Below are 25,041 nucleotides of genomic sequence, written 5' to 3'. Positions count from 1 at the left end.
TCGGGCCTTCAGAGCAGGAAAATCGTCGCCAGCCCCAGGAAAATGAAAAAGCCGCCGCTGTCGGTCACCGCCGTGATCAGCACGCTGGAGCCCAGCGCCGGATCGCGGCCGAGTCGGGTCATGAGCATCGGAATACCGACCCCCATGAACGCGGCGAGAAGAAGGTTGAGTGTCATGGCCGAGGTCATCACCAGACCGAGCGACACGCTGCCGTAGAGCAGCCACGCGACCACGCCGATGCACCCGCCCCAGACGACACCATTGATCAGCGAGACGCCGAGTTCCTTGCGCCACAGGCGCTTGGCCTGCGACGGACCCACCTGCTCCAGCGCCATGGCGCGGACGATCATGGTGATGGTCTGGTTGCCGGAATTGCCGCCGATGCCCGCGACGATCGGCATCAGTGCCGCGAGCGCGACGAGCTTTTCGATCGAGTGTTCGAACAGGCCGATCACCCGGGAGGCGATGAAGGCCGTGATCAGGTTGATAGCCAGCCACGCCCAGCGATTGCGCACGGACTTCCATACCGAGGCGAAGATGTCTTCCTCTTCGCGCAGACCGCCGCGCGACAGGGCTTCGGTCTCGCTTTCCTCGCGGATGAAGTCGAGCATCGCGTCCACGGCGATACGGCCGATCAGGCGCTGCTGATGATCGATGACCGGCGCCGTGACGAGGTCGTAGCGCTCGAACGCCTGGGCGACGTCATACGCGTCGTCTTCGGGACGAAACGTATTGACGTCGGGCGCCATGATCTCGTGAACCATCTTGTCCGGCGAGTTCACCAGCAGCCAGTGCAAGGGCAGCACGCCGGTAAGCACGTTCTCCGAATTGACGACGAACAGCTTGTCCGTCTGCGCGGGCAGTTCTTCGAACCGACGCAGGTAGCGCAGCACCACCTCGAGGCTGATGTCCTCGCGGATGGTGACCATGTCGAAGTCCATCAACGCGCCGACCTGGTCGTCCTCGAAGGACATGGCCGCCTGCACGCGCTCGCGCTCCTGCGCGTCGAGGCTGGCCATGAGTTCGGGCAGCACATCGGTCGGCAGGTCGTCGACGAGGTCGGCGAGTTCGTCCGCGTCGAGCGGCTCGACGGCGGCGAGAATCTCGCTGTCGTCCATGTCCGCGATCAGCGCTTCGCGCACCGAGTCGGAGACTTCCAGCAGGATCTCGCCGTCCCGGTCCGAACGCACGCGCTGCCAGACCGCGAGGCGATCTTCCAGCGGCAGCGATTCGAGCACGTCGGCGAGATCCGCCGGATGCAGTTCATCCAGGCGTGACTGGAGCTCCGCATCGGTCGCGCCGAGCGCGGTCTCGTCGTCGTTGGGTGCCGCACCCGCGTACTCGAGCAGGCCTTCCCGGCGCCGCAGCAACTCGGTGATCGCCTCGAGCCTGTCGTGCAGGCGCGGCGTCGAGGTGCGCGGTTCGGCCTCGCTCATGCGCGCAGCACCAGCACGGTGGCCAGCGCCGCGATGCCTTCGCGACGACCGGTGAAACCGAGGGTTTCCGTCGTCGTCGCCTTGATGCTGATGCGGTCGATGTCGACACCGAGATCCTCGGCGATGATCGCCCGCATGGCCTCCGCGTGCGGACCGACCTTCGGCGCTTCGCAGATCACGGTCATGTCGGCGTTGCCGAGCTCGTAACCGCGCTCGGCGAGAAGATCGCGCACGGCACGAACGAACGAACGGCTGTCCGCACCCCGCCACTTCTCGTCGGACGGCGGGAAATGCTTGCCGATATCGCCGAGCGCCAGCGCACCGAGCAAGGCATCGCAGAGCGCATGCAGCACGACGTCGCCATCGGAATGCGCAAGCACGCCCTGACGGTGCGGCACGCGCACGCCACCGAGCATCACATGGTCGCCGTCGCCAAACGCGTGGACGTCGAAGCCCTGGCCAATACGCATCACCGAGTTCTCCCTGACAGGAACTCCGCCAGGGCGAAGTCGGCCGGCGTCGTTACCTTGATATTGTCTTCCGAACCTTCGACCAACAGCGGCGAAACACCGGTCCGCTCCATCGCCATCGCCTCATCGCTGACGACGATACCCGCGTCGGCGGCAAGGCGAAGTGCACGCGCCAGCGCGCCGCGCCGGAACATCTGCGGGGTGAACGCACGCCAGCGACCGTCGCGCGGCTCGGTCGCCACGCTGCGATCCTGCCCATCCGCCCGTTTCAGCGTGTCACGCAGGGGCGCGGCAAGCAGGCCACCCTCACCCGTCGAGGCGAGCTCGATCAGGCGGGAGATGTCGGCGGCGCGCACGCACGGCCGGGCCGCGTCATGCACGAGCACGAAGTCACCCTCACCGACCGACGGCGGCAGGGCCAGCAGGCCCGCGAGAACGGAATCGCTGCGTTCGCCACCACCCGTGGCCACGATCAGCGGCTTGCCGCCCACCGTGTCCACGGAAGAAAAGTGCCCATCGTCGGCCGCGATGACCACCACGAAGCCAGCGATGCGCGGATGCGCAGCAAGGCGTTCGAGGGTGCGGTCGAGCATCGGCCTGCCGGCGATAGGCTGGTATTGCTTGGGTCGATCACCGCCGGCCCGGACGCCCTTACCGGCGGCGGGAATCACACACCAAAGCGCGTCCATTACTGGCCGCCGGGCGCGACGGGCGGCGGAGCCGGCGGCGCGCTGGTCGCGGCCCCCGGCTCGACGACCTGGTAGAACGTTTCGCCCGGCTTGACCAGACCCAGTTCCTGACGCGCACGCGCCTCGGTGGCCTGCTCGCCGTGCTTGAGGTCTTCCACGTCCGCCGCCAGCGCCTGGTTGCGCTTCTGCAAGGCGGCATTGTCTTCGGTCTGTTTGGCGACCGACGCGCGCAGCGAATCGACCTCGGCCATCCCCCCACCGCCGACCCACAGCTTCAGCTGCAGCGCGATGAGGATGATGACGAGGATCAGGCCGATCCACCGCAGGATTGCCGCATTGCTCAAGTGACGACTCAGCCCGGCAGCTTGGACAGGCTCGGGAACGCATGGCGACCCGCGTACTTCGCCGATGCGCCGAGAGCTTCCTCGATACGCAGCAGCTGGTTGTACTTGGCCACGCGATCCGTGCGGCACAGCGAACCGGTCTTGATCTGCGTCGCCGTGGTGGCCACGGCGATATCGGAGATCGTGGTGTCTTCGGTTTCACCCGAGCGGTGCGAGACGATGGCCGCGTACTTCGCGCGGTCGGCCATGGCGATGGCTTCGAGCGTCTCGGACAGCGTACCGATCTGGTTGACCTTGATCAGGATGGCGTTGGCGATCTTCTTGTCGATGCCTTCCTGGAAGATCTTCGGGTTGGTCACGAACAGGTCGTCACCGACCAGCTGGATGCCCTCGCCGATCGCGCGCGTCAGGTGTGCCCAGCCTTCCCAGTCGCCTTCACCCATGCCGTCTTCGATGGTGACGATCGGGTACTGCTTCGACCACGAGGCCAGCGTGTCGACCCACTGCTCCGGCGTGAACACCTTGCCTTCGCCTTCGAGGTCGTATTTGCCGTTCTTGAAGAACTCCGAGCTGGCGACGTCGAGGCCGAGGAGGATCTCGCTGCCGACCTTGAAGCCGGTCTTGTTGACGGCTTCCAGGATCGTGTCGAGCGCTTCGACGTTGGACTTGAGGTTCGGCGCGAAGCCACCCTCGTCGCCCACCGACGTGTTCAGCCCGCGACCCTTCAGCACCGACTTCAGCGCGTGGAAGATCTCGGCGCCATAACGCAGCGCTTCGGCGAAGCTGGGCGCGCCGACCGGCAGGACCATGAACTCCTGCACGTCGACGTTGTTGTCGGCGTGGGCGCCACCGTTGATGATGTTCATCATCGGCACCGGCAGCGTGCCGCCGCCGTCGACCATCAGGTACTGCCACAGGGCCTGCTTCTTCGAGGCGGCAGCGGCGTGAGCGGCGGCCATGGAAACGCCGAGCAGCGCGTTGGCGCCCAGCTTGCCCTTGTTGTCGGTACCGTCGAGTGCGATCAGCTTGTCGTCGAGACCTTTCTGGTCGAGCGCGTCGTAGCCGGCCAGCGCCCTGGCGATGTCGCCATTGACGTTGGCGACGGCCTTCGTGACGCCTTTGCCGCCGTAACGGGACGTGTCGCCGTCACGCAGTTCCACGGCTTCGCGGGTGCCGGTGGAGGCGCCGCTGGGCACGGCCGCGCGGCCGAACGAACCGTCGGCCAGGGTGACTTCGGCTTCGAGGGTCGGGTTGCCGCGGGAATCGAGGATTTCGCGGGCGTGAATTTTGGTGATCGAAGTGCTCATGCTGTTCCCGTTACGAGTTGGAATGACGCAGGACAGTACCGAGCAGCATGAGGCCGCCGGTACCGATCAGGATGAAAACGTTGAGTCCGAGCCCGATCGCGCCGAACGTGCGGCGGCGGTCCTGGCGGCGCAAGGCGATGAAGCCGAGCACGACGCCGACGAGGGCGAGGACGAGAAAGGCGATGAGGATGAAGCCGATGGTGCCGAACACCGCGAGGTGCTCTTCCGGGTTACCGGCCATCATCAGGGAGGCGGCGAGCGAGATGCCGAAAGCGATGGCGAGACCGGAGACGATGGCTAGGACGAACGAGGCGATGCCGTGACCCGACTGCGGCAGACGTGCCGCACGCTGGCGACCTTCACCGGCGGTAGGGATCCCGTTGTCCTCAGTCATCCAGCCTGTCTCCCCGGACCCTTTGCGGCCCCAGCGTTGGCATCGCCGGCGCACCTCGCGCCGGCATCCCGTCAATCATACCGTTTCAGGGAAACGATCAGGCGTGGCTCGATGCCGCCGGCGCCTCGGAACGGACGGCGAGCTTTTCACCCTCACGGACAGCCTTGTACTCGCGGGCGGCGCGGACGAATCCGATGAACAGCGGATGGCCTTCGCGCGGCGTCGAGGTGAATTCCGGGTGCGCCTGGCAGCCCAGGAACCACGGATGCACATGGCGCGGAAGCTCGACGATTTCGACCAGGAGATCGTCCATCGACTTGCCCGAGATCACCAGGCCGAGGTCTTCGAACGACTGGCGATAGCGGTTGTTGAACTCGTAACGGTGACGATGGCGCTCGCGCACCACGTCTTCGCCGTAGAGCTCGCGGGCCAGCGTACCGGCCTTGAGGCGGCACTCCTGCGCGCCCAGGCGCATGGTGCCGCCCAGGTCGGAGCGCTCGCTGCGCTGCTCGATTTCACCAGTGGCGGTGGTCCACTCGGTGATCAGGCCGATGACCGGATCCGGCGTGTTGCGGTCGTTCTCGCTGGAGTCGGCCTGGGTGAGGCCCGCCGTATTACGGGCGAACTCGACCACCGCCGCATGCATCCCGTAGCAGATGCCGAAGTACGGCACGCCGGCTTCGCGGGCGAACTGCGCGGCCAGGATCTTGCCCTCGAACCCGCGCTTGCCGAAGCCGCCGGGCACGAGGATGGCGTCCGAGTCGCCCAGCACGGTGCGCGCGCCACGCGCTTCCACGTCCTCGGAATCGACCCAGTGCAGGTTGACCCGCGTGGACTGGTTGATGCCGCCGTGACGCAGCGCTTCGGCCAGGGACTTGTAGGCGTCCTTGTGCTCGACGTACTTGCCGACGATGGCGATGTTGATCTCGTCGCGCGGGTGCTCGACGGCTTCGACCGTGCGCACCCAGCTGGAGAGGTCCGCCGGACCGGCGTCGAGGCCGAGGCGCTTGATGACCAGTTCGTCCAGACCCTGCTCGTGCAGCCACATCGGCAGCTTGTAGATGACGTCGACGTCGATCGTGCTGATGACGGCGTTCTTCGGCACGTTGGTGAACAGGGCGATCTTGTGGCGCTCGGCGTCCGGCAGCGGCTCCTCGCAGCGGCAGAGCAGCACGTCGGCCTGGATACCGATGGAGCGAAGCTCCTTCACCGAGTGCTGGGTCGGCTTGGTTTTGATCTCGCCCGCGGCCTTGATGTAAGGCACCAGCGTGAGATGCACGAACATGCACTTCTCGGCGCCGTGCTCGATACGCAGCTGGCGGATGGCCTCGAGGAACGGCAGGGATTCGATATCGCCCACGGTGCCGCCGACCTCCACGAGCGCCACGTCGTAACCGCGCGTCGCTTCGTGGATGGAGTGCTTGATCTCGTCGGTGATGTGCGGGATGACCTGCACGGTGGCGCCGAGGTAGTCGCCGCGGCGCTCCTTGCGGATCACCGACTCGTAGATCTTGCCGGCGGTGATCGAATTCTTGCCGGTTAGGCGCGTGCGGACGAAGCGCTCGTAATGGCCCAGGTCGAGGTCGGTCTCGGCACCGTCGTCGGTGACGTAGACCTCGCCGTGCTGGAAGGGACTCATGGTGCCCGGATCCACGTTGATATACGGATCGAGCTTCATCATGGTGACGGAGAGACCCCGCGCCTCGAGAATGGACGCGAGCGACGCCGCTGCGATGCCCTTCCCGAGGGAAGACACCACACCGCCGGTGACGAAAATCAGGGGAGTCATGCGAGCAGCCAGTGCTGGAAATCGGTATTTTACCCGAGTGCATCCCTACTCGCGAGGGGCATGATGAACGTGCCGGACGGGCGCCTTCGTTTTACCATGGTGAAATGACCGCTACCTCCATCCCCGCCCGTCTCCAGGCCCTTCGCGCCGCCATGGCCCGCGAAGGCATCGCCGCCGTCGTCGTTCCCACGGCCGATCCGCACCTTTCCGAGTACCTGCCGCCCCGCTGGCAGGGCCGCGAGTGGTTTTCCGGCTTCACCGGCTCGTCCGGCACGCTGATCGTGACGGCGACCGGCGGCGGGCTGTGGACCGATTCCCGCTATTTCTCGCAGGCGGAAACCGAGCTCGCGGGCAGCGGCCTGCCCCTCATGAAGCTGAACGTGGCGCACACGGCGGAGCACGTCAGCTGGCTGGCCGGGCAGGTGGGTGAAGGCGATACCGTCGCCGTCGCCGGCGACAGCGTGTCGCTCTCGGGTGCCGAAAGCCTGGGCAAACGGCTGGCCGCCGCCGGCGCCTCGCTGCGCACCGACCTCGACCTTCCCGCTGCCGCCTGGCCTGATCGTCCGGGCAGGCCCGATGCACCGGTGTTCGCCCATCTGGCTCCGTTTGCCGCGGTCGATCGCGCGGACAAGCTGCGCCATGTGCGCACGGCGATGCGCCGCGCGGGCGCCACGCATCACTTTCTGTCCAGCCTGGACGACATCGCCTGGCTGACCAACCTCCGCGGTGCGGACGTCGACTACAACCCGGTGTTCCTGGCGCATCTGCTGATCGCGGAGGATCGGGCCACCCTGTTCGTCGATGCGGCCAAGGTGCCGGGCGAGGTCAAAGCGGCGCTCGCCGCGGATGGCATCTCAGTCGCCGATTACGCCACGGCCGCCTCCGCGCTGGCCGCCCTGCCCGACGAGGCCGTGCTGCTGATCGATCCGGCCCGTGTCGTCGTCTCCGTTCTGGAGGGTCTGCCCCCGACGGTGAAGCAGGTTCATGCCGCCGCGCCGTCCACGGCGCAGAAAGCGCGCAAGACACCCGAGGAACTCGACCACATCCGCGACGTCATGCGTCGCGACGGTGCCGCGCTGGCCCGGGCCTTCCGCCGTATCGAGACCGGTCTCGCCGCCGGTGAGCCGCTGACCGAACTCGATGTCGACACGATCGTCCGCGACGCACGCAGCGCCCAGACCGGCTTCGTCGGCGAGAGCTTCTCGACCATCGCCGGGTATCAGGCCAACGGCGCCCTGCCCCATTACCGGGCCACCGAAGGCCAGTTCAGCCCGCTGGCCGCCAAAGGCCTGCTGCTGATCGATTCCGGCGGCCAGTACCTGGGCGGCACGACCGACATCACCCGCGTCCTCGCCCTCGGCCCCGTGACCGACGAGCAGCGCCGCGACTCGACCCTCGTGCTCAAGGGCATGATCGGCCTGTCCCGCGCCCGTTTCCCCAAAGGCGCCAGCGGCCCGCAGCTGGACGCACTCGCCCGTGCGCCGCTGTGGGCGGCCGGCATGGACTTCGGCCACGGCACCGGCCACGGCGTCGGGTATTTCCTGAATGTGCACGAGGGCCCGCATGGCATTCGCCCTCCGGTGACCGGTGGCGCGCTGGTACCGCTGGAGACCGGGATGATCACCTCGATCGAGCCGGGCCTGTACAAGCCCGGCCGTTACGGTATCCGCCACGAAAACCTGGCGGTGGTGACGCAGGCGGACAGCACCGAGTTCGGCGAATTCTTCGCCTTCGAGACGCTGACACTCTGTCCGTTCGATCGTCGGGGGCTGGAACCGCGCCTGCTGGAGCCCTCGGAGCGCGCCTGGCTCGACGACTATCACGCCACCGTACGCGCGGCGCTGTCACCGTTGCTGGACGGGGCGGATCGCGAATGGCTGGAGTGGCATTGCGCGCCGTTGTGAGTCATCGCCCACAGCGTGTGCTTTCGCAAGGCCGATCTCATCCTCTGATACACGGCGGTCCCACGCTTGACCATTCCGGGGCACTCACCCCATCCTGCCCGGCTACGAACGGCCTCGATACCTAATGAATACTCGCTACAACGCCTCAGACATCGAAGTCCTCAGCGGTCTCGATCCCGTCAAGCGCCGTCCCGGCATGTACACCGACACCTCGCGGCCGAACCATCTGGCCCAGGAAGTCATCGACAACTCGGTCGACGAAGCCCTCGCCGGCCATGCGAAAACCATCGATGTCACCGTCTTCGAGGACGGCTCGGTCGAAGTCACCGACGACGGCCGCGGTATGCCCGTGGACATCCACCCGGAAGAGAAGGTGCCGGGTATCGAACTGATCCTTACCCGCCTCCATGCGGGCGGCAAGTTCTCGAACAAGAATTACGCGTTCTCGGGCGGCCTGCATGGCGTGGGCGTGTCGGTGGTCAATGCGCTGTCGACGCGCGTGGACGTCACGATCCGCCGCGAGGGTCAGGAATACCGCATGAGCTTCGCCGACGGCGACCGTGCGAGCGACCTCGAAGTCATCGGCACGGTGCCCAGGAAGAAGACCGGCACCACGCTGCGCTTCTGGCCCGACCCGAAGTACTTCGACACGCCGAAGATCCTCGTTTCCAAGCTCAAGCACCTGCTGCGCGCCAAGGCGGTGCTGTGCGCCGGCCTTACCGTGCGTCTGACGGACGAAAGCTCCGGCGAAACCACCGAGTGGTACTTCGAGGACGGCCTGTCCGATTACCTGCGCGCCGAACTGCAGGGCGCCGAAGCGCTGCCGTCGGAGCTGTTCGTCAAGCATTTCTCACGCGAGACCGATGCACTCGACGTCGCCCTGGCCTGGCTGCCGGAAGGCGACCTTGTGCAGGAAAGCTACGTCAACCTGATTCCGACCGCGCAGGGCGGCACGCACGTCAACGGTCTGCGTTCGGGCCTGACCAACGCCATCCGCGAGTTCTGCGACCTGCGCAACCTGCTGCCGCGTGGCGTCAAGCTGGCACCGGAAGACGTCTGGGAGCGGCTGGCCTTCGTGCTCAGCGTCAAGCTGCAGGACGCCCAGTTCGCCGGCCAGACCAAGGAGCGCCTGTCCTCGCGTGCCGCCGCCGGCATCGTCGAAGGCGTGGTGCACGACGCTTTCAGTCTCTGGCTGAACCAGCATGTGGACCTCGGCGAGAAGATCGCCCAGCTCGCCATCGAACGCGCCAGCGCGCGTCTCAAGGCGGCCAAGCAGGTCGTCCGCAAGAAGATCACCGCGGGACCCGCCCTGCCCGGCAAGCTGGCCGACTGCGCCTCCACCGACCTCACCCGCACCGAGATCTTCCTGGTCGAGGGTGACTCGGCGGGTGGCTCGGCAAAGCAGGCGCGCGACAAGGATTTCCAGGCGATCATGCCGTTGCGCGGCAAGATCCTGAACACCTGGGAAGTCGAGTCGACCGCCGTGCTTGCATCGCAGGAAGTGCACGACCTGGCGGTCGCCATCGGTTGCGATCCCGGCAAGGACGACCTGTCCGGTCTGCGCTACGGCAAGGTGGTGATCCTGGCCGACGCGGATTCCGATGGCCTGCACATCGCCACCCTGCTCGCCGCCCTGTTCCTGCGTCACTTCCCGACCCTTGTCAGCCAGGGCCACGTCTTCGTCGCCATGCCGCCGCTGTTCCGTGTCGACGTGGGCAAGCAGGTGTTCTATTGCCTGGACGAGGAAGAGAAGCGTCTGATGCTGGAGAAGGTCGAGCGCGAGAAGATGAAGGGTGCCGTCAGCGTGACGCGCTTCAAGGGCCTGGGCGAGATGAACCCGGCGCAGCTGCGCGAGTCGACCGTGCATCCCGATACGCGTCGTCTGGTGCAGCTGACCATCGAAGCGGAAGACGGCACGGCGAAGCTGATGGATATGCTGCTGGCCAAGAAGCGTGCGAGCGATCGCAAGCAGTGGCTGGAAGAAAAGGGTGATATGGCGACGCTCGAGGTTTGAGCGTCGCCTTGCTTCAGTTGAGGATGGCCTGGTCGGCCGCGTTGTACGCAAAGGTCGCGCGGCCACCGATCGACGTCGCGGGTGTCCACCGGATCACCGGAACCCAGCGACCCGCTGTCGTCCTGAAATCCTGCTGATCCAGCTTCGCGCTGGCGAGGCCGGATGCATTCCCTGAGATATAGAAAAACGCCTCGAGGGGCATGTTTGCGTAGGTGTTCTGAGGCCATGCCTCCACCATGATTTCGTTCCACGTAAAGATGCTCCGCGCCTTGCGGACCTCGACGATCTGCATCCATGCGACGGCGGCATCCGGAGCGGCGTCCCCGGGGGCGATCTTGAATGCACAGCCATAAGACCCCGCGCCGTACTTTGCCTGCCACTGGGCGGCGGTGAGCACCCCTTGCGCGTGACACGGAGACCGGCACTTGTCAGGGAGGCCGTTCGTTCCGGCGTTGATGACGTAGCCGCAGTTCACCGTCAGCTGGTAGAAGTTGGGTGTGTCCGAGTAGAAATGCGGATACACGATAAACCCGTTCGGATAGGCCGAGAGGCCGAAATTCGAGTCCTGCCGCAGCCACGAGAAGGACACGCCACCATTCGCGTTTGCCGGGTTCGGAATCCACGAATGGTAGCCCGTCGACCATATCGTCCCGCGCATAAGAACCCCCGTGCACAGCACCGCGGGCGTATAGCTGGGCCGACATTCCGTGTAGAGCTGGTCGTACCGATCCTGGATGTGCTGCGCCACCGTGGCACCGTCTTCCTGCGTCGAGGCATGTGGCGTGAGTCGGCGGGGCGACTCCGTGGCGCAGCCGGCAAGCAACAGCAGAAGGGCGAAAACCTTCCACATTCCAGTGTGTCGTGTCGTCATGACGCGTCTCCATCCTTGGGAACTTCGCGCTCACTGTGCGCCCGATGGCAACAGCACCGCGATAGGCCATTGGCTGTAGGCGCGACCTGTGTTTTTCCGGCATATAAAAACGAAAAGCCCGGCATATGCCGGGCTCTTCGTGTGTTAGCGATGCTCGTTATCGACGCCCGCGAATCGCCCCGATCAATGCACGTGTCGCGCCATCGAACTGCGACAGATCGCCGACGTCCTTATCGCTGGCGAGCGACGGATAGATCTGCTTCGCAATCACCTTGCCCAGCTCCACGCCCCACTGGTCGAACGCGTTGACGCCCCACAGGTGGCCGAGCAGGAACACCTTGTGCTCGTACAGCGCGATCAGCGCACCCAGCGAATGCGGGGTGAGCGAGTCGAGCATGAACACGGTGCTCGGGCGATCGCCCTTGAAGGTGCGCTGCGCAGCCAGGACGCGACGCTCTTCTTCCGTGCCGGTCTTCGCTTCGGCCAGGGCCTCTTCGAAGGTCTTGCCCAGCGACAGCGCAGCGGCCTGCGCCAGCAGGTTGGACAGCAGCACGTCGTGGTTCTCGCGCAGCGGGTGCGCCGGCTTGACCAGACCGATGAACTCCAGCGGCACGATATCGGTGCCCTGGTGCAGCGCCTGAAAATAGGCGTGCTGCGCGTTGGTGCCGATGCTGCCCCAGACCACCGGGACGGTCTTGCCCGTCACTTCGCTGCCGTCGCCCGGATGCACGTGCTTGCCGAGGCTTTCCATCTCGAGCTGCTGCAGGTAGGACGGCAGGTCGGCGAGGGAATCCACGTACGGCACGACGGCACGGCTACTGCGGCCGAGGACGTTGCGGTTCCAGACTTCGGCGATGGTCAGCAGGACCGGAAGGTTGTCCTTCCACTCCGCGCTGCGGAAATGATCGTCGGCCTCGGCAGCGCCCGCGAGCAAGTCGCGGAAGCCCTTCATGCCGATGGCGAAGGCAATCGACGCGCCGACCGCCGACCAGAGCGAGAAACGGCCGCCGACGTAGTCCCACATCGGGAGCACCTGCGAGGCGCCCCACTTGTGCACGGCTTCGTCGTTGGAACTGACGGCGATGAAGTGCCTGGTGGTCTTCGCCTCGTCGCCGTCGTTGGCCTTGAGAATCCAGTTGCGGAACACGCCACCGTTGAGCAGCGTCTCCTGCGTGTTGAAGCTCTTGGAGACGAGAATCACCAGCGTGTGCGCCGGGTCCAGCACCTTCATCAGGTCCGTCGCTGCCTGGCCGTCGACATTGGTCAGGAAGTGGCTGCGGATGCCGTCGACATGGAACTGTTCGAGCGCGTGCACGGCCAGACGGGGACCGAGGTCCGAACCGCCGATACCGATGTTGACCACGTCGGTGACGCGACCGATCAGGCCGACCGACTCGCCTTCGCCCTTGTGGACGGCATTGACCAGGGTTTCCATCTTGTCGAGCGCATCGGCGACTTCCTTACGGACGTCGGCGGGCGCCGCAGGATGTCGCGAGGCACCGCCGCGCAACGCGGTGTGCAGCACCGCGCGGTCTTCGGAGGTATTGATGTGCTTGCCTTCGTACATCGCGTCGCGCGCGGCTTTCCAGCCGGTGCTTTCGATGTACTCGCCGACGGCGTCGAGCGCCGCGACGTCGAGCTTCTGGCGGGACACGTCGAGAAGGATGGGGCCCATACGGCGACGCAGGCGCTCACCGCGGGCATCGTCCTGGACGAGTTCGCGAAGCGTGGTCCTGGCAAGGCGGGAGGCGTGCTCCTCGAACGAGGGCAGACGGTCGTGCTGTGATTCCATGGCTTCCACTTGGCTGCAACGGATAGGGAATCCCGATGTTACCGCAGTGCAGCGTAAGTGGATTGTATGGATGTCGCTCCGGGGACTCGCGAGATCGTGCGGCCATGCGGCGGATGTGGCCACGCTGCGGCTGGCCACCCCGCTGATGTAGGAGCGCGCCCTGCGCGCGAAAAGCCTACAGGGCGATGATGGGGTGCCGCTTCATCGCTTTCTTGGCTTTTCGCGCGCGAGGCGCGCTCCTACACAGCAGGCGGCTACGCCGCCTGCTTCGGAATCGAATGATTCGTATGCGTGATGCGGTTGTTCGCGTCGACGTAGACCAGGTCCGGCTGGTACTTGGCCATTTCGGCCTCGGACAGGGTGGCGAACGCGGCGATGATCACGAGGTCGCCCACGGAGACGCGACGGGCGGCACTGCCATTGACGGAAATGATGCCCGAGCCCTCATCCGCGCGCAGCGCGTAGGTGACGAAGCGTTCGCCGTTGCTGATGTTCCAGGCATGGATCTGCTCGTACTCGCGGATACCCGCGGCGTCGAGCAGGTTGCCGTCGATGGCGATCGAACCTTCGTAGTTCAGCTCGGCGTGAGTCACCGTGGCGCGGTGGATCTTGCACTTGAGCATGTTGAGCTGCATGGCGGTCTCTGGGTATTGGCGGTTACAAAAACGCCCATTCTAACGGAGGGTTGCCCGTCCGTCGCGTGGGCTTCCTCTGTCGGTGCGCTTTATGGGGGACAGCGCCTCGAAACGCAAGTCCCCGTTTGTGAAGGGATTCAGTCGAACGGCAGGTTGTCGATCAGGCGGGTATTGCCCAGCCGGGCAGCCACGAGGGCGACGAGGCCGTCGCGCTGCTCCGCCGTCGGCTCCGTAAGGTCGTCAGCACGGCGAATCGCCACGTAGTCGGGCACGAAGCCGGCCCGCTCCAGACGGGCCCTGGCGGCCTGCTCCAGCGCCTGCCAGCTGTGACCCTGACCGAACAGATCGCGCATCTGTGTCAAGGTGGCGTAGATCTGCGGCGCGCGGGCGCGCTCCTGGGTCGACAGATACTGGTTGCGAGAGCTCTTGGCCAGGCCATCCTCGTCACGCAGGGTGGGCGCGGACATGACCTTCACCGACAGCGAGAGGTCGGCAACCATCCGCTCGATCACCTTGAGCTGCTGAAAGTCTTTCTGGCCGAACACGGCGAGGTCCGGCTGGACCAGACTGAACAGCTTGGCCACCACGGTGGCGACGCCGTCGAAGTGTCCCGGGCGATGCGCCCCCTCGAGCGTGTCGGTGATGACCGGCACGTGGATGCTGACACTGGCGGCCGGACCGAACGGATACATCGTCGACACCTCGGGGGCGAAGAGGATGTCGCACCCTGCCTCGGCCAGGCCAGCCTGATCCTGAGCCAGGGTACGCGGGTAGCGCTCGAAGTCCTCGCCCGGACCGAACTGGGTCGGGTTGACGAACACGCTGGCGACCACGCGGTCAGCGCGGGCACGCGCCAGCTTCAGCAGCGAATGGTGGCCGGCGTGCAGGTTGCCCATCGTGGGCACGAAGCCGACGTTGTGGCCGGCGGCGCGCCAGCCACGGACGGTGGCGCGGAGCGCGGCGGCATCGGTAACGGTCTGCATCGGGTGGTCCTCAGGTGAAGCTGTGTTCGGCGCCGGGGAAGCGCTGTTCGCGCACGTCCTCGACATAGGCGGCGATCGCGCCCTGAATGGAATCGCGGCCGGCGAGGAAGTCCTTCGAGAACTTCGGGCGCTTGCCGGGGGTGAGGCCGAGCAGGTCGTAGACGACCAGTACCTGACCGTCGCAATCGACGCCCGCGCCGATCCCGATCACGGGAATGGACAGCTCGGCGGTGATGCGTTTTGCCAGCGCGGACGGCACGCACTCGAGCACCAGCAGGTCGGCACCGGCGGCTTCCACCGCCTTCGCGTCGGCCAGCAGCTTGTCGGCGGCGTCCTGCGTCTTGCCCTGCACCTTGTAGCCGCCGAACTTGTTGACCGACTGCGGCGTCAGACCCAGATGGCCGCAGACCGGAATGTCGCGTTCGGCAAGCGCGGCGATGACCTCGCAGATACGCCCGGCGCCCTCGATCTTGACCATGGCGGCACCCGCCTGCCCCACCAGTCGCGCGGCTGCGTCCATGGCGGTCGCCACGTCGCGATCGCTCATGAACGGCAGGTCGGCCACCAGCAGGGTCGCCGACAGCCCGCGCGCGGTCGCGGCGGTGTGATAGACCATCTCGTCGACCGTGACCGGCAGCGTGCTGGAACGACCCTGTACCACCATGCCCAGCGAATCGCCGACCAGGGCGATATCTACCCCGGCAAACTCCAGCTGCGCGGCGAAACTCGCATCGTAGGCGGTGAGCATCACGATCTTCCGGCCGTCGGCTTTCATCGCCTTGAGGCCCGGCACGGTCACCGGCTTACGCGCCGGCGCACTCGTTTTTTCGACGTACACGCTCTTCTCGCCAGATTGGGTGAAACGGGAATTGTCCGCCTACACGAGCGGCATCTCAAGGAGATGACATCAGCCCAGCAAGACGCAGCCGGCCGCGTCGATCCGACCAAGCAACGCGTCGACCCGCCCGATCCCGGGCAAGGTCAGCGTGGGAGCGATGTCCGCGAGGGGCAGCAGCACGAAGGCTCGCTCAGCGATGCGGGGATGTGGCACGGTAAGCCGCTCGTCGTCGATCGTGCGATCGCCGTACGCCAGCAGGTCCAGATCGAGCGTGCGCGGCCCCCAGCGCTCGCCATCGCGAACACGCCCGAAGTCGCGCTCGGTGGCAAGCAGGACATCGAGGAGGTCATGCGGGCCCATGGTGGTATCGATCGCGACCGCCGCATTGACGAAGTCCGGCTGGTCGACGTTGCCCCAGGGCGGCGTACGGTAGAACCGCGAGCGAGCCCCCACCGAAACACCCGGCACCCGGCCGAGCGCGTCGATGGCGGTCGCGAGCCGCGCACGCACGTCACCCAGGTTGCCACCCAGGCCGATCAGCGCGGTCACGCTCACGCGTCGCCCGAACCGCCCTTACCGCGACCCGTCGGCTTGCGGCGACGGCGACGCTTACGCGCGGGCGCCGACGACGAGGTGGAAGGCTCGTGCACCGGCACGCCACCGCCACCGAGGGCGGCGGCGAGCATCTCGGGAGGCAACTGCTGGGCATGCGCCCACCACTCGCCCAGCTCGCGCATGCCATCCGATTCCGGGGCACGCAGGAGAAGGAAATCGAACGCGGCCCGGAAGCGCGGGTGCGACATCAGACGGAACACGCGCTTACGGTGGATCTGCTCGAACCGCGGCTGCAGCGACCAGATCTCTTCCATCGTGAAAGTGAAGCGGCGCGGGATCGCCACACGCTGGCACTGCTCGCCGACGACACGCACCGCGGCGTGCTGCCATGCTTCGTTGGCGTCATAGCCCTGAGCGATCCAGCCCTGGGCCTGGTCGCGCACTTCGCCCCACAACAGCACCGCATACAGGAAGGCCGGCGTAACCGACTTACCCTCGGCGATGCGTGCATCGGTGTTGGCGAGCCCCTGCTCAACGAGCGCACGAAGGGCGTTGTCGCCCCGCTCGAGCGCCCGCGCGGTGGCGGGAAACAGGAATTTCAGCAGACCGCACGCCTCGAGCATCTTGAAGCTCTTCAGGCCGTGACCGCCCAGGAAAAGCTTGAGCGACTCGTCGAACAGGCGGGCGGGTGCCGCCTCGGTCAGCAGATGACCCAGCGTCGCGAAGGGCGCGGAGGCGGCGGCATCGATGGTGAAGCCGAGCTTCGCGGCAAGGCGGGCGGCGCGCAGCATGCGCACCGGGTCTTCGCGATAGCGCTGATCGGGGTCGCCGATCAACCGCATGGTGCGGTCTTCGAGGTCCTGCATGCCGCCGACGAAATCGCGCACGCTGAAATCGGCGATGTCGTAGTAAAGCGCGTTGACCCTGAAGTCGCGGCGCACGGCGTCTTCCTCGATCGTGCCCCATATGTTGTCGCGGACGATGCGGCCGTCGGTGGCGATGTGCCGGTCGCCCTCGCCGCCTTCCTCGCCCGTGCCACGGAAGGTCGCTACCTCGATGATCTCGGGGCCGAACACGACGTGGGCCAGACGGAAGCGTCGGCCGATCAGGCGGCAGTTGCGAAACAGCCCCTTGACCTCGTCGGGGGTGGCGTCCGTCGCCACGTCGAAGTCCTTGGGATGGCCGCCCAGCAGCAGGTCGCGTACCGCGCCTCCGACCAGATAGGCGGCGAAGCCGGCGTCGTGCAGCCGGTACAGCACGCGCAGGGCGGCTTTACTGATGTTCTTGCGGGAAATGGAGTGCTGTTCGCGCGGGATGACGCGGAGCGTCGGCGGAACCTCATTCCTGGTTTCGGGATTCAAGCGGTCTTGGTCCTGGCGGGCGCGTCCGCGTCCGTTCAAGTGGCTGCCCCCACCGGCAGCCGGTGTCGGGATGAATGGGTCAAATGTAACGAATCTGACCCGATCCGACGAGCGGGCAAAAAAAGCGTTGCTGGCCACCGGATTTTGGCTATACTAGCGCGCTTCGTACCCCGGGTACGACCTGCTCCCTTCGTCTAGTGGTCTAGGACACTGCCCTCTCAAGGCGGGAACACGAGTTCGAACCTCGTAGGGAGCACCACTTTCCTCTTCGGCGCATAAATAGTCCGCATGACCTTTGTCGTTACCGACAACTGCATCAAGTGCAAGTATACGGACTGCGTCGAAGTCTGCCCCGTGGATGCCTTCCATGAGGGCCCGAATTTCCTCGTGATCAATCCGGACGAGTGCATCGACTGCACCCTCTGCGAGCCGGAATGCCCGATCAACGCCATCTACCCCGAGGACGACGTCCCCGCGGGCCAGGAAGCGTTCGTGGCGCTGAATGCCGAACTCTCGAAAGAGTGGAAGGTGATCACCGAGCGCAAGGACGGCCTCCCCGACGCGAAGGACTGGGAAGGCAAGCCGGGCAAGATCGATCTGATCGAGTGCTGAGGCGCCGGGCAAGGGACGGGCGGACGTGTCCGTGCCGCCCCGCCAGAACTGTCAGAAGACGTTATACGTTCCGCATGCCTTGCAGTAGATTCCGCCACCTCCTGGCGGGGTCGGTGCCGGACCCGGCGGTGGCGGCGGAGGCGGAGGCGGGGGCGTCCCTCCCCCCGGATAGTGGACAGCACTGGGTTCAATGCCACCCTCCGGTGTAACCGGCTGCTGAAGCAGCTCGATCAGCTTCACCACCTCTGTCAGCTTCGTCGCCAGCTCGCTCCATCGATCACTCATATCCGCTCTCCCGCGTTGATGCGCGGAGTCTCGCGAGGAGACCTCCGTCGCAGTGATCCCACGCCCCGCCTCAGGGCGTGTAAGTGAATGAGGCCGGGCCATTCGGACTGGTCGGCAGGGTCAACTGAATGACCGGCACCCAATGCCCGGTGACGGCCTGGAAGTCGGTCTGATTCGCGCGCGCTTCCGCCAGACCGGCAGCGCTGCCAGCAAGAAAGAAGAACGCTTCGACAGGGACGCGGGGGTCGTCCTGACCCCACGTGGCGACCATCAGCTCGTCGTGCAGCCACATCTCGTTCGGCAGCTTCGCTCGTATCGCTGGCAGCGCCATGAAAACGGCAGCCGCGTTCGGCGTGCCGGCGCTGACCCGGAAGCCGCATTGCATGGTGTAGCGATTGGTGGCGTATTCAAACCGGCGGAGCCACTGGTCGGCATTGAAAATGTCCTGCGACTGGCACGGCGCCGTGTTGGTGCTTTTCTCGGTGTCATGGGGAGAGCATCCGTCGCGCAGGCCGGTGGTGCGGTTGTACGTATCGGCGTCATAGGCATACACGCACTGCACTTCCAGTGCCGTGTATCGGCCTGGCAAACCCAGCGCCGTCTGATAGGGCACCACGATGAAGCCATTGGTGTAATTGAAGACCATCCCGCTGAACGCCGCGTCCCGGCGCAGCCAGGAGAAAGGCACTCCCCGCGGCGTGCGGCTTACCGGATTGGGATTCCAGACGCGATAGGCACCCCGCACCGTCGCCCGCATCAGCACACCGGAACATGACACGGCCGGCAGGCCGCCAGGACACGCGGTGACGGCGCTGGCGTAGCGCGCCTGCAGGGCCGCCGCCACCGAGGGTCCGTCAGCATCCTGGACACCGACGGAGTACGTCATCCCGGGCCCGGCTCCCCGACTGTCATGAGCAACCAGCGGCGGGACGTCCGCCCGATGCGACGCGACCACTGTCGCCCGCTCAGGGGAGGCCGGACGAGTGCCGGGCACACTTGAGCAGGCGGCCACCGTCGCTATCGCGAAGGCCACACCCCACGCCCGGTAGCGTCGAATCCATACATGCTTCATGACTCACCTTCCTTGGCTGAATAGCTCCGATCAGGGAATGGCCTGATCCTGCGGGCGATACGTGAATGTGGCTCGGTCTCCCGCCGACGGCGCCAGCGTCAGGCGAATCACTGGCACCCAACGGCCGGCAACTGCCTGAAAATCACGCTGGTAGGCCATCGCCCCGCGCGGACCGTCCTGCCCCGAGATGTAAAAGAACGCCTCGATCGGCAACCGGGCGTCATCGCCAAACGACCACTCCTCCACGACCAGTTCGTTCTGCTCACGGAACGACTGCTGCTTGATGACACGCATGGCGCCGAGAGCTTCCTGAAAGATGGCCGACGAGTTCGGTGTGGCGGACATCACGGCAAAGCCGCACTGATGGTTGCGCTGCTCGTATTCGCCTGACACCTTGACGTAGTGAAGCAGCCACGCCGCTGCCGTCACGATGCCTTGCGACTGGCACGGTCCACTGTCGGAAAGGTACTTGCGGTGGGCCCCACACCCGCGACTGGCGCGCTCATCGGATGCACCGTCGATGGCATACGCACAGAGGACCTCCATGTTCCGGAACGGCCGGCCGTCATAAAGCAGCACGGGAATCAGCACGAAACCCTGCGTGTACCCGTGTGCCACTTTGTTGAACTGCGCGTCACGTCGCATCCAGGAGAACGAGATACCCCCCGGCTTGGGATTGGTTGCGCCCTTGGGGTCCCAGGCGTGACCGCTGGCCGGGTAGCCCGTACTGCGGAGCATGACGCCGGAGCAGAGAAACGAGGGAGCGGTGGCCGAACCGTTGCAGCGGACATTCGTCGAGTCGTCGTACCTGGCCTGGATAGCGCGGGCGACCCTGAGACCGTCGCCGTCATGCGCCATCGGCGCAGGATGGCGAACGGTGTGACTACAGGAGGCCAGGAGGCAACACAGCCCCAGCCCACCGGCACGCAACCCTTCCGAAACACGCCGTTCCATGACGAATCCTTCCCTGGCAACCCGGGACCGCTAAAGGCGACACCGCACAAACCGCAAAAACCGCGGATCGCTGTGCGGTGCCGCGCTACCTCATAACGCGTTACCGCAGGTCATGCAGTAACGCGCCCCCTGAGGATTCACCGTGCTCCCACACGTCCTGCAGGCGCTCCCCCCTTCCGGCGGCCGTGGCGGCGGTGACGGAGGCGGTGGATACGGCCCCGGGGGCGGCGGCACCGGCACAGGAGGGGGCGGTGGCGGTGGCGGTGGTGGCGGTGGTGGTGGCGGTGGCGGTGGCGGTGGCGGTGGCGGTGGCGGTGGCGGTGGCGGTGGCGGCACCGTCCCAAAACACGGACACGGGATCCAGACCTGATTGGTCGAGATGCCACCGGAAAAATGCTCGATCTGCCCCTCCAGGATCGTCTGGAGGTATTCCGATGCCAACAAGGCATGCCGCCGCGCAAGCGGGCCGCGAGCCTCATCGACCACGTTCCGGTCCCGCGACGTGGCGAGCAGATCGTGCTGCCTTTTCAGAAGATACTGCCCCCAACGGGCGGCACTGACCTCCGGATGCGATTCCGCATCCGCGTCCTCCCCCACCTCGTCGTTTATCGATCCGGCAGCACTGAGCTGCGCGCCACCCACATCCGTTCGCGCGTCGAGTTCATCGAGCAGGCCTAACAGCGCCACCCGCAACCGCTCGGTCGCATCGCTTCTTTGGGTCATGACGGTCTCCTTCCCGACGATACGTTATCCATGGCGGCCAGCTTGCCCCGCCTCGTTTTTGACTACGCCCTCAAGGCTCAGGGAATCTGCTGATCGGCAACCACGTACGTGAATGCAGCCGGCCCATTGATGACCGTCGGCATCGTTACCTTGATGATCGGCACCCACCGACGAGTGGCGGCCTGGAAGTCCCATTGATTCAGTCGCGCATTGGCCAGCCCTGTGCCCCGGTCGTCGTAAAAGAAGGCCTCAAGAGGGATGTGTGCATCGTTTTGCGCCCACTTCCCCACCATGACTTCGTTATGTGTCCCGAAGAACTGCGCCAGTTGTGTCCGAATGCTCGCCTGCGCCTGAAACGAGAGAGAAGCGCCAGGCGTCCCGGCCGTCAGCGTGAACCCGCATTGATCGCGATAGCGATTTGCCGCCGCGCCAAACTTAGCCAGCCATTGGGCCGCTGTTTCAATCTTCTGCGCCTGGCAGGGACCCGTACCCGCCGTCGTCCCATGCTGACCGCAGCCGTCGTTTTTATCCCCTATCCGATTCAGCGTATCCGCGTCAAAAGGAAAGATGCACAACACGGCGAGCTGGGTATAACCATCCGACGGCGAATCCGCGAAGAAGTGCGGCAGGATGATGAAGCCGTTGTCGTAGTTGAAAACCAGGCCGCCGAACGCGGAATCCCTGCGTAGCCAGGAGAACGATACCCCGTACTTCAGGGGCGACGCGGGGTTGGGGTTCCAGACATCGTAGTTCCCGCGCACGGTCGTGCGCAGCAGAATGCCCGAGCAGAGCACCGCTGGCAGCGGATTGGGATCGCTCGCGTTTTTTCGGCAATCCGCCGCCGTGTCGTCGTAGCGATCTTGCAGGTGGCGCGCGACGGCCTGCCCATCGCTGTCATGCGCTCCCTGGACCACCATGCCCGCACGGGTCCGGGACGCCTCCGGCGACGGCGGCTGCCGCACGGCCGGTGCACACGCGAGGAGCAGGACCAGCCAACTCGTGACCAAAGCCGTACGCAGCAACGCTTTCCCGTGCTTCATGTCCCTGTCCTTCCCTGGATCGATCGCCATCGTGGCGGGCTGCCTCGCCCTCACCCGATACGCTAATGCGGGTGTCGATCCGGGGCCATCCGCCTTTCGCTGTAGGCGGCGCGAGGCGATTTTCGGCACGTCGACGGGTAACAGGTGCCGCCCCAACGCAAAACGCCGCCCGAAGGCGGCGTTTTGCGGAATACGCTGATGAGCGAGGTTATTTGCTGCCCATCCGCGATTTCAGCGAGTCGACCACGCGGCGAACGCCACCGGCGTCACCCTGCGCGCGGACTTCGCTGCCGGTGCCGCTGGCGGTCACCGCCAGCACGACCGTGTGGTTACCACCCTGCGCCGACGCCGGAGCGTCCTGCGCGTCGTCCTTCTTGCCGCCACCGAACATGCGCTTGAACAGACCCGGGCGGTTCTCCGGCGCGCTGGTGGTCGCGGCGATCTGATAGGTGTGGTTCGCATCGTCGTGGGACACGACCTTGCCAAGGTCACCCACGCTCAGCAGCTCGCCGATGCGGCGGTAGGCGGCTTCCGGATCATCCGAGAGGATGAAGCCGTCGGAGACCGGTGCGGCGATCGCGGCCGCCTTGGCATCCGCAGCGCCCGAACCGACGTCCGGCACAACCAGCGCAGCGCTCGTCGACGGCGTATCGAGACCCGGCGGGATCTCGAGCGGGGCCTCCTGCTGGGCCTTCTGCCACTCCTTGGTGGAGCGGAACGCGCCACAGCCCGACACCAGCAGGGCGGACAGGAGCAGTGCCGGGACGACCAGCGCGTACGAGGTTTTCTTCATGAATCGGGGTTCCGTTGAAATGAGATGCTTCAGGCGGCAGACGCCAATGGTGCCAGAGCGGAGAGCGTTTCGCGCAGCTTCGCCAGTTCGGGGCCGGATTCCAGCTCGACCAGCGGCAGCCGCGGCGCGGCGGAACCGAGCCCCAGCGCGCTCAGCCCCGCCTTGACCGGGATCGGGTTCGGTGCGCAGTTAAGCGCGTCGATCAGTGGTGCCAGACGTGCGGTTTCTTTCGCGGCCCGCGCGGCATCGCCCGAACGGGCGGCATCGCAGAAGGCACGAAAAGCGTCCGGCACGAGGTTGGCCACGACCGAGATCGTCCCCGCGGCGCCCGCCAGCATGGCCTCGTGAGCCGAACCGTCGTCGCCGCTGAGGTAGACGAAATCCGGGCGGATAAGTTCCGCCAGCGCGCGAATGCGTTCCGCATCGCCCCGGGCTTCCTTGATCCCGATGATGCCCGGGTGGTCGCGCAGCACCGCCACGGTGGCCGGCGCGATATCGCAGCCGGTGCGCGGCGGCACGTTGTAAAGGATGACCGGCAGGCCGCCCTGATCGGCTACCGCAAGGAAATGCTGACGGAGGCCTTCCTGGGTGGGCCGCACGTAGAACGGCGCCACGACCAGCGCCGCGTCCGCGCCCAGCGCCTTCGCGCGGCGCGTGGTGACGATGGTTTTGGCCGTACCAGCTTCCCCGGTGCCGGCGATGACGGGGATGCGTTTGTCGACGTGTTTCACCGCGAAGGCGAGCAGGCGCTCGAATTCGTCATGCTCGAGGAAATGCGACTCGCCCGTGGAGCCGGCCACGACCACGCCCTGCGTGCCGCCCGCGATCTGCTGGTCGAGCAGGCGACCGAAAGCGTCGAGGTCGAGGGAACCGTCGGCGGCAAAGGGCGTTGCCAGCGCGGTGATGCTTCCTGAGATGTCCAAGGTGGAACCCGTTGAGTAATCAGCCCTTCGCATGTTACCGGGGCGGTTCCGGCGAGTCCATTCAGCCAATCCCCGCCTGAACGACGCAGCGTGTCTTGCTAGCGTGCGACAGGGCCAAGTAAGCTGCTCCCAAAGCGATGGTTCCGCGCCCCGCGGGACGCGCCACGGGTAAATTCCGCCTTGAATCGTTCCGCAGCACGTAGCGCCACCACCGATAACCAGCTCCTCATCTCGACGCTGTCGCCGGCGCACCGCGCCCCGATCCTCGCGCTGGCCAAGCGCATCGCGGATTCCGGCTGCAATCTCGCCGACGCCCGCGTCTCCACGATCGGCAACGACACGTCCGTGATGCTGCTGGCTTCGGGCGCCTGGGATGCCGTGGCCAAGCTGGAAACCTCGCTGGGCAAGCTGGCCCGGGACGAAGAACTGCAGATCGTCCATTACCGCACCACGCCGCGCGAACCGACGGCGCACCTGCTGCCCTACCTGGTCGAAGTGATCGCCGCCGATCGTCCGGGCATCCTGGTCAAGATCATCGAATTCTTCTCCCGGCGCGACATCAGCGTCGAGCAGCTGTCCTCCATGCGCTACCAGGCGATGCAGACCGGCGCCGAGATGTTCCAGGCGCAGATCACCATCGGCATTCCGTCCGAAACCCACATCGCCGCCCTGCGCGACGACTTCCTCGAGTTGTGCGATGGCCTCAATCTCGACGCCATCATGGATCCCGTGAAGTTCTGACCGAAGGATTGAAGACCCACGCATGACCGGCAAGACCACGAAACTTCCCAGACTCGAAGGCACCCTCGGCGACGGCTCGTCGCTCTCGCTGGCCTCGTTGAAAGGCAAGTGGGTCGTGGTGTTCTTCTACCCGAAGGACAGCACGCCCGGCTGTACCAACGAAGCGAAAGACTTCCGCGACCTTTACAGCGAATTCCAGGCGCGCGGTGCCGAAGTGATCGGCGTATCCCGCGACTCGGTGCGCTCGCACGCCAACTTCGCGGCCAGGCAGGAACTGCCCTTCCCCCTCGTTTCCGACGCCGACGAAACCTGGTGCAACGCGTTCGACGTCATCCACGAAAAGGTGCTTTACGGTAAGCGCTATCTCGGCGTGGTCCGCAGCACCTTCCTGATCGATCCCAACGGCAAGATCGCGGCCGAGTGGCGCGGGGTGAAAATCCCGGGTCATGCGCAGGCCGTGCTAGAGCGTGTTCCCACCGCGTGACGGATTCCGCGTCATGCGGCTCCCATCCCCGG

Annotated in this window: 26 protein-coding genes and 1 tRNA gene; 7 read left to right on the top strand and 20 right to left on the bottom strand. The window is 65.8% G+C overall.

All coding sequences use genetic code 11. The features are described from left to right. Positions 1 to 8 precede the first annotated feature (8 nt). The 7 genes from mgtE to BLT40_RS02215 all read right to left on the bottom strand — a co-directional run bounded on the left by mgtE (position 9) and on the right by BLT40_RS02215 (position 6,429). Entirely contained in the window at positions 9 to 1,436 is a 1,428-nt protein-coding gene (gene mgtE / locus BLT40_RS02245) for a magnesium transporter (RefSeq protein ID WP_079521084.1), read from the bottom strand. Then, complete coding sequence (ispF, locus tag BLT40_RS02240) at positions 1,433 to 1,906, bottom strand: 2-C-methyl-D-erythritol 2,4-cyclodiphosphate synthase (protein ID WP_090351066.1); 474 nt, start codon at positions 1,904 to 1,906, stop codon at positions 1,433 to 1,435. The genes mgtE and ispF overlap by 4 nt, the downstream gene beginning before the upstream one ends. Next, positions 1,906 to 2,595: a 2-C-methyl-D-erythritol 4-phosphate cytidylyltransferase gene (ispD, locus tag BLT40_RS02235; protein WP_090351063.1), complete on the bottom strand. Its 690-nt coding sequence runs from the start codon at positions 2,593 to 2,595 to the stop codon at positions 1,906 to 1,908. The genes ispF and ispD overlap by 1 nt, the downstream gene beginning before the upstream one ends. Beyond that, entirely contained in the window at positions 2,595 to 2,924 is a 330-nt protein-coding gene (gene ftsB, locus BLT40_RS02230) for a cell division protein FtsB (RefSeq protein ID WP_036117324.1), read from the bottom strand. The genes ispD and ftsB overlap by 1 nt, the downstream gene beginning before the upstream one ends. 23 nt (positions 2,925 to 2,947) lie before the next feature. Further along, positions 2,948 to 4,246 (bottom strand): phosphopyruvate hydratase, encoded by a 1,299-nt coding sequence (eno, locus tag BLT40_RS02225; RefSeq protein WP_043694793.1) that lies wholly within the window; start codon positions 4,244 to 4,246, stop codon positions 2,948 to 2,950. A 10-nt stretch (positions 4,247 to 4,256) separates the two neighbouring features. Continuing rightward, positions 4,257 to 4,640 carry a hypothetical protein gene (locus tag BLT40_RS02220; protein WP_036111998.1) on the bottom strand — a complete coding sequence of 128 codons (384 nt, stop codon included), beginning with the start codon at positions 4,638 to 4,640 and terminating at the stop codon, positions 4,257 to 4,259. 97 nt (positions 4,641 to 4,737) lie between these two features. After that, the gene (locus BLT40_RS02215; RefSeq protein ID WP_036111996.1) at positions 4,738 to 6,429 is read right to left on the bottom strand and encodes a CTP synthase; all 1,692 of its coding nucleotides are present in this window, start codon (positions 6,427 to 6,429) and stop codon (positions 4,738 to 4,740) included. Positions 6,430 to 6,533: 104 nt separating this feature from the next. Here BLT40_RS02215 and BLT40_RS02210 point away from each other — a divergent pair, with 104 nt between their 5' ends. After that, complete coding sequence (locus tag BLT40_RS02210) at positions 6,534 to 8,333, top strand: aminopeptidase P family protein (protein ID WP_090351060.1); 1,800 nt, start codon at positions 6,534 to 6,536, stop codon at positions 8,331 to 8,333. A 124-nt stretch (positions 8,334 to 8,457) separates the two neighbouring features. Continuing rightward, positions 8,458 to 10,347 (top strand): DNA topoisomerase IV subunit B, encoded by a 1,890-nt coding sequence (parE, locus tag BLT40_RS02205; RefSeq protein ID WP_090351057.1) that lies wholly within the window; start codon positions 8,458 to 8,460, stop codon positions 10,345 to 10,347. A gap of 13 nt (positions 10,348 to 10,360) precedes the next feature. On the opposite strand, the gene BLT40_RS02200 is transcribed toward parE, so the two are convergent. The 7 genes from BLT40_RS02200 to pcnB form a co-directional block, all read right to left on the bottom strand. Then, positions 10,361 to 11,218, bottom strand: coding sequence for a hypothetical protein (locus BLT40_RS02200; RefSeq protein ID WP_143025813.1), 858 nt, complete (start codon positions 11,216 to 11,218; stop codon positions 10,361 to 10,363). Between the two features lie 157 nt (positions 11,219 to 11,375). Continuing rightward, positions 11,376 to 13,010: a glucose-6-phosphate isomerase gene (gene pgi / locus BLT40_RS02195; protein WP_090351052.1), complete on the bottom strand. Its 1,635-nt coding sequence runs from the start codon at positions 13,008 to 13,010 to the stop codon at positions 11,376 to 11,378. Between the two features lie 254 nt (positions 13,011 to 13,264). Continuing rightward, complete coding sequence (panD, locus tag BLT40_RS02190; RefSeq protein ID WP_036111981.1) at positions 13,265 to 13,645, bottom strand: aspartate 1-decarboxylase; 381 nt, start codon at positions 13,643 to 13,645, stop codon at positions 13,265 to 13,267. A 137-nt stretch (positions 13,646 to 13,782) separates the two neighbouring features. Further along, positions 13,783 to 14,628 (bottom strand): pantoate--beta-alanine ligase, encoded by an 846-nt coding sequence (gene panC / locus BLT40_RS02185; RefSeq protein WP_036111978.1) that lies wholly within the window; start codon positions 14,626 to 14,628, stop codon positions 13,783 to 13,785. Between the two features lie 10 nt (positions 14,629 to 14,638). Further along, positions 14,639 to 15,466, bottom strand: coding sequence for a 3-methyl-2-oxobutanoate hydroxymethyltransferase (gene panB / locus BLT40_RS02180; RefSeq protein ID WP_090351050.1), 828 nt, complete (start codon positions 15,464 to 15,466; stop codon positions 14,639 to 14,641). 69 nt (positions 15,467 to 15,535) lie between these two features. After that, positions 15,536 to 16,021 carry a 2-amino-4-hydroxy-6-hydroxymethyldihydropteridine diphosphokinase gene (gene folK, locus BLT40_RS02175; RefSeq protein ID WP_255363913.1) on the bottom strand — a complete coding sequence of 162 codons (486 nt, stop codon included), beginning with the start codon at positions 16,019 to 16,021 and terminating at the stop codon, positions 15,536 to 15,538. Then, positions 16,018 to 17,382 (bottom strand): polynucleotide adenylyltransferase PcnB, encoded by a 1,365-nt coding sequence (pcnB, locus tag BLT40_RS02170; protein WP_079521091.1) that lies wholly within the window; start codon positions 17,380 to 17,382, stop codon positions 16,018 to 16,020. The genes folK and pcnB overlap by 4 nt, the downstream gene beginning before the upstream one ends. Positions 17,383 to 17,565: 183 nt before the next feature. Here pcnB and BLT40_RS02165 point away from each other — a divergent pair. Beyond that, positions 17,566 to 17,641: transfer RNA gene (locus BLT40_RS02165), tRNA-Glu, on the top strand. A 29-nt stretch (positions 17,642 to 17,670) separates the two neighbouring features. After that, positions 17,671 to 17,994, top strand: a complete 324-nt coding sequence (fdxA, locus tag BLT40_RS02160) for a ferredoxin FdxA (protein ID WP_090351047.1) — start codon at positions 17,671 to 17,673, stop codon at positions 17,992 to 17,994. Positions 17,995 to 18,349: 355 nt separating this feature from the next. Here the strand turns inward: fdxA and BLT40_RS02155 are convergent, their stop codons facing one another. The 3 genes from BLT40_RS02155 to BLT40_RS20170 all read right to left on the bottom strand — a co-directional run bounded on the left by BLT40_RS02155 (position 18,350) and on the right by BLT40_RS20170 (position 20,660). Next, a complete protein-coding gene (locus tag BLT40_RS02155) occupies positions 18,350 to 19,165 on the bottom strand; it encodes a hypothetical protein (RefSeq protein WP_090351045.1) in 816 nt (271 codons plus the stop codon). A 216-nt stretch (positions 19,166 to 19,381) separates the two neighbouring features. Beyond that, positions 19,382 to 20,305 (bottom strand): hypothetical protein, encoded by a 924-nt coding sequence (locus tag BLT40_RS02150; protein WP_139382688.1) that lies wholly within the window; start codon positions 20,303 to 20,305, stop codon positions 19,382 to 19,384. Positions 20,306 to 20,405: 100 nt separating this feature from the next. Next, positions 20,406 to 20,660 (bottom strand): hypothetical protein, encoded by a 255-nt coding sequence (locus BLT40_RS20170; protein ID WP_176809073.1) that lies wholly within the window; start codon positions 20,658 to 20,660, stop codon positions 20,406 to 20,408. A gap of 38 nt (positions 20,661 to 20,698) precedes the next feature. On the opposite strand from BLT40_RS20170, the gene BLT40_RS02140 reads away from it, so the two are divergent. Next, positions 20,699 to 20,983: a hypothetical protein gene (locus BLT40_RS02140; protein WP_090351042.1), complete on the top strand. Its 285-nt coding sequence runs from the start codon at positions 20,699 to 20,701 to the stop codon at positions 20,981 to 20,983. Between the two features lie 122 nt (positions 20,984 to 21,105). Here BLT40_RS02140 and BLT40_RS02135 read toward each other — a convergent pair whose 3' ends face one another. The 3 genes from BLT40_RS02135 to dapA form a co-directional block, all read right to left on the bottom strand. Then, positions 21,106 to 22,068: a hypothetical protein gene (locus BLT40_RS02135; RefSeq protein ID WP_079521094.1), complete on the bottom strand. Its 963-nt coding sequence runs from the start codon at positions 22,066 to 22,068 to the stop codon at positions 21,106 to 21,108. Between the two features lie 208 nt (positions 22,069 to 22,276). Further along, a complete protein-coding gene (locus BLT40_RS02130; protein ID WP_079521095.1) occupies positions 22,277 to 22,861 on the bottom strand; it encodes a hypothetical protein in 585 nt (194 codons plus the stop codon). A 29-nt stretch (positions 22,862 to 22,890) separates the two neighbouring features. Then, entirely contained in the window at positions 22,891 to 23,784 is an 894-nt protein-coding gene (gene dapA / locus BLT40_RS02125) for a 4-hydroxy-tetrahydrodipicolinate synthase (RefSeq protein ID WP_079521096.1), read from the bottom strand. A 180-nt stretch (positions 23,785 to 23,964) separates the two neighbouring features. Between dapA and BLT40_RS02120 the strand changes: the two genes are divergently transcribed. Together BLT40_RS02120 and BLT40_RS02115 are read left to right on the top strand one after the other, a co-directional pair. Next, the gene (locus BLT40_RS02120) at positions 23,965 to 24,525 is read left to right on the top strand and encodes a glycine cleavage system transcriptional repressor (RefSeq protein WP_036111955.1); all 561 of its coding nucleotides are present in this window, start codon (positions 23,965 to 23,967) and stop codon (positions 24,523 to 24,525) included. Between the two features lie 22 nt (positions 24,526 to 24,547). Next, positions 24,548 to 25,009: a peroxiredoxin gene (locus BLT40_RS02115; RefSeq protein ID WP_090351039.1), complete on the top strand. Its 462-nt coding sequence runs from the start codon at positions 24,548 to 24,550 to the stop codon at positions 25,007 to 25,009. The last annotated feature ends 32 nt before the right edge of the window (positions 25,010 to 25,041 follow it).

The organism is Dyella sp. 333MFSha (genome assembly GCF_900102405.1).
GTDB lineage: Bacteria > Pseudomonadota > Gammaproteobacteria > Xanthomonadales > Rhodanobacteraceae > Luteibacter > Luteibacter mycovicinus.
The sequence above is the reverse complement of the archived record's forward strand: the minus strand, read 5'-3'. Positions and strand labels throughout refer to the sequence as shown.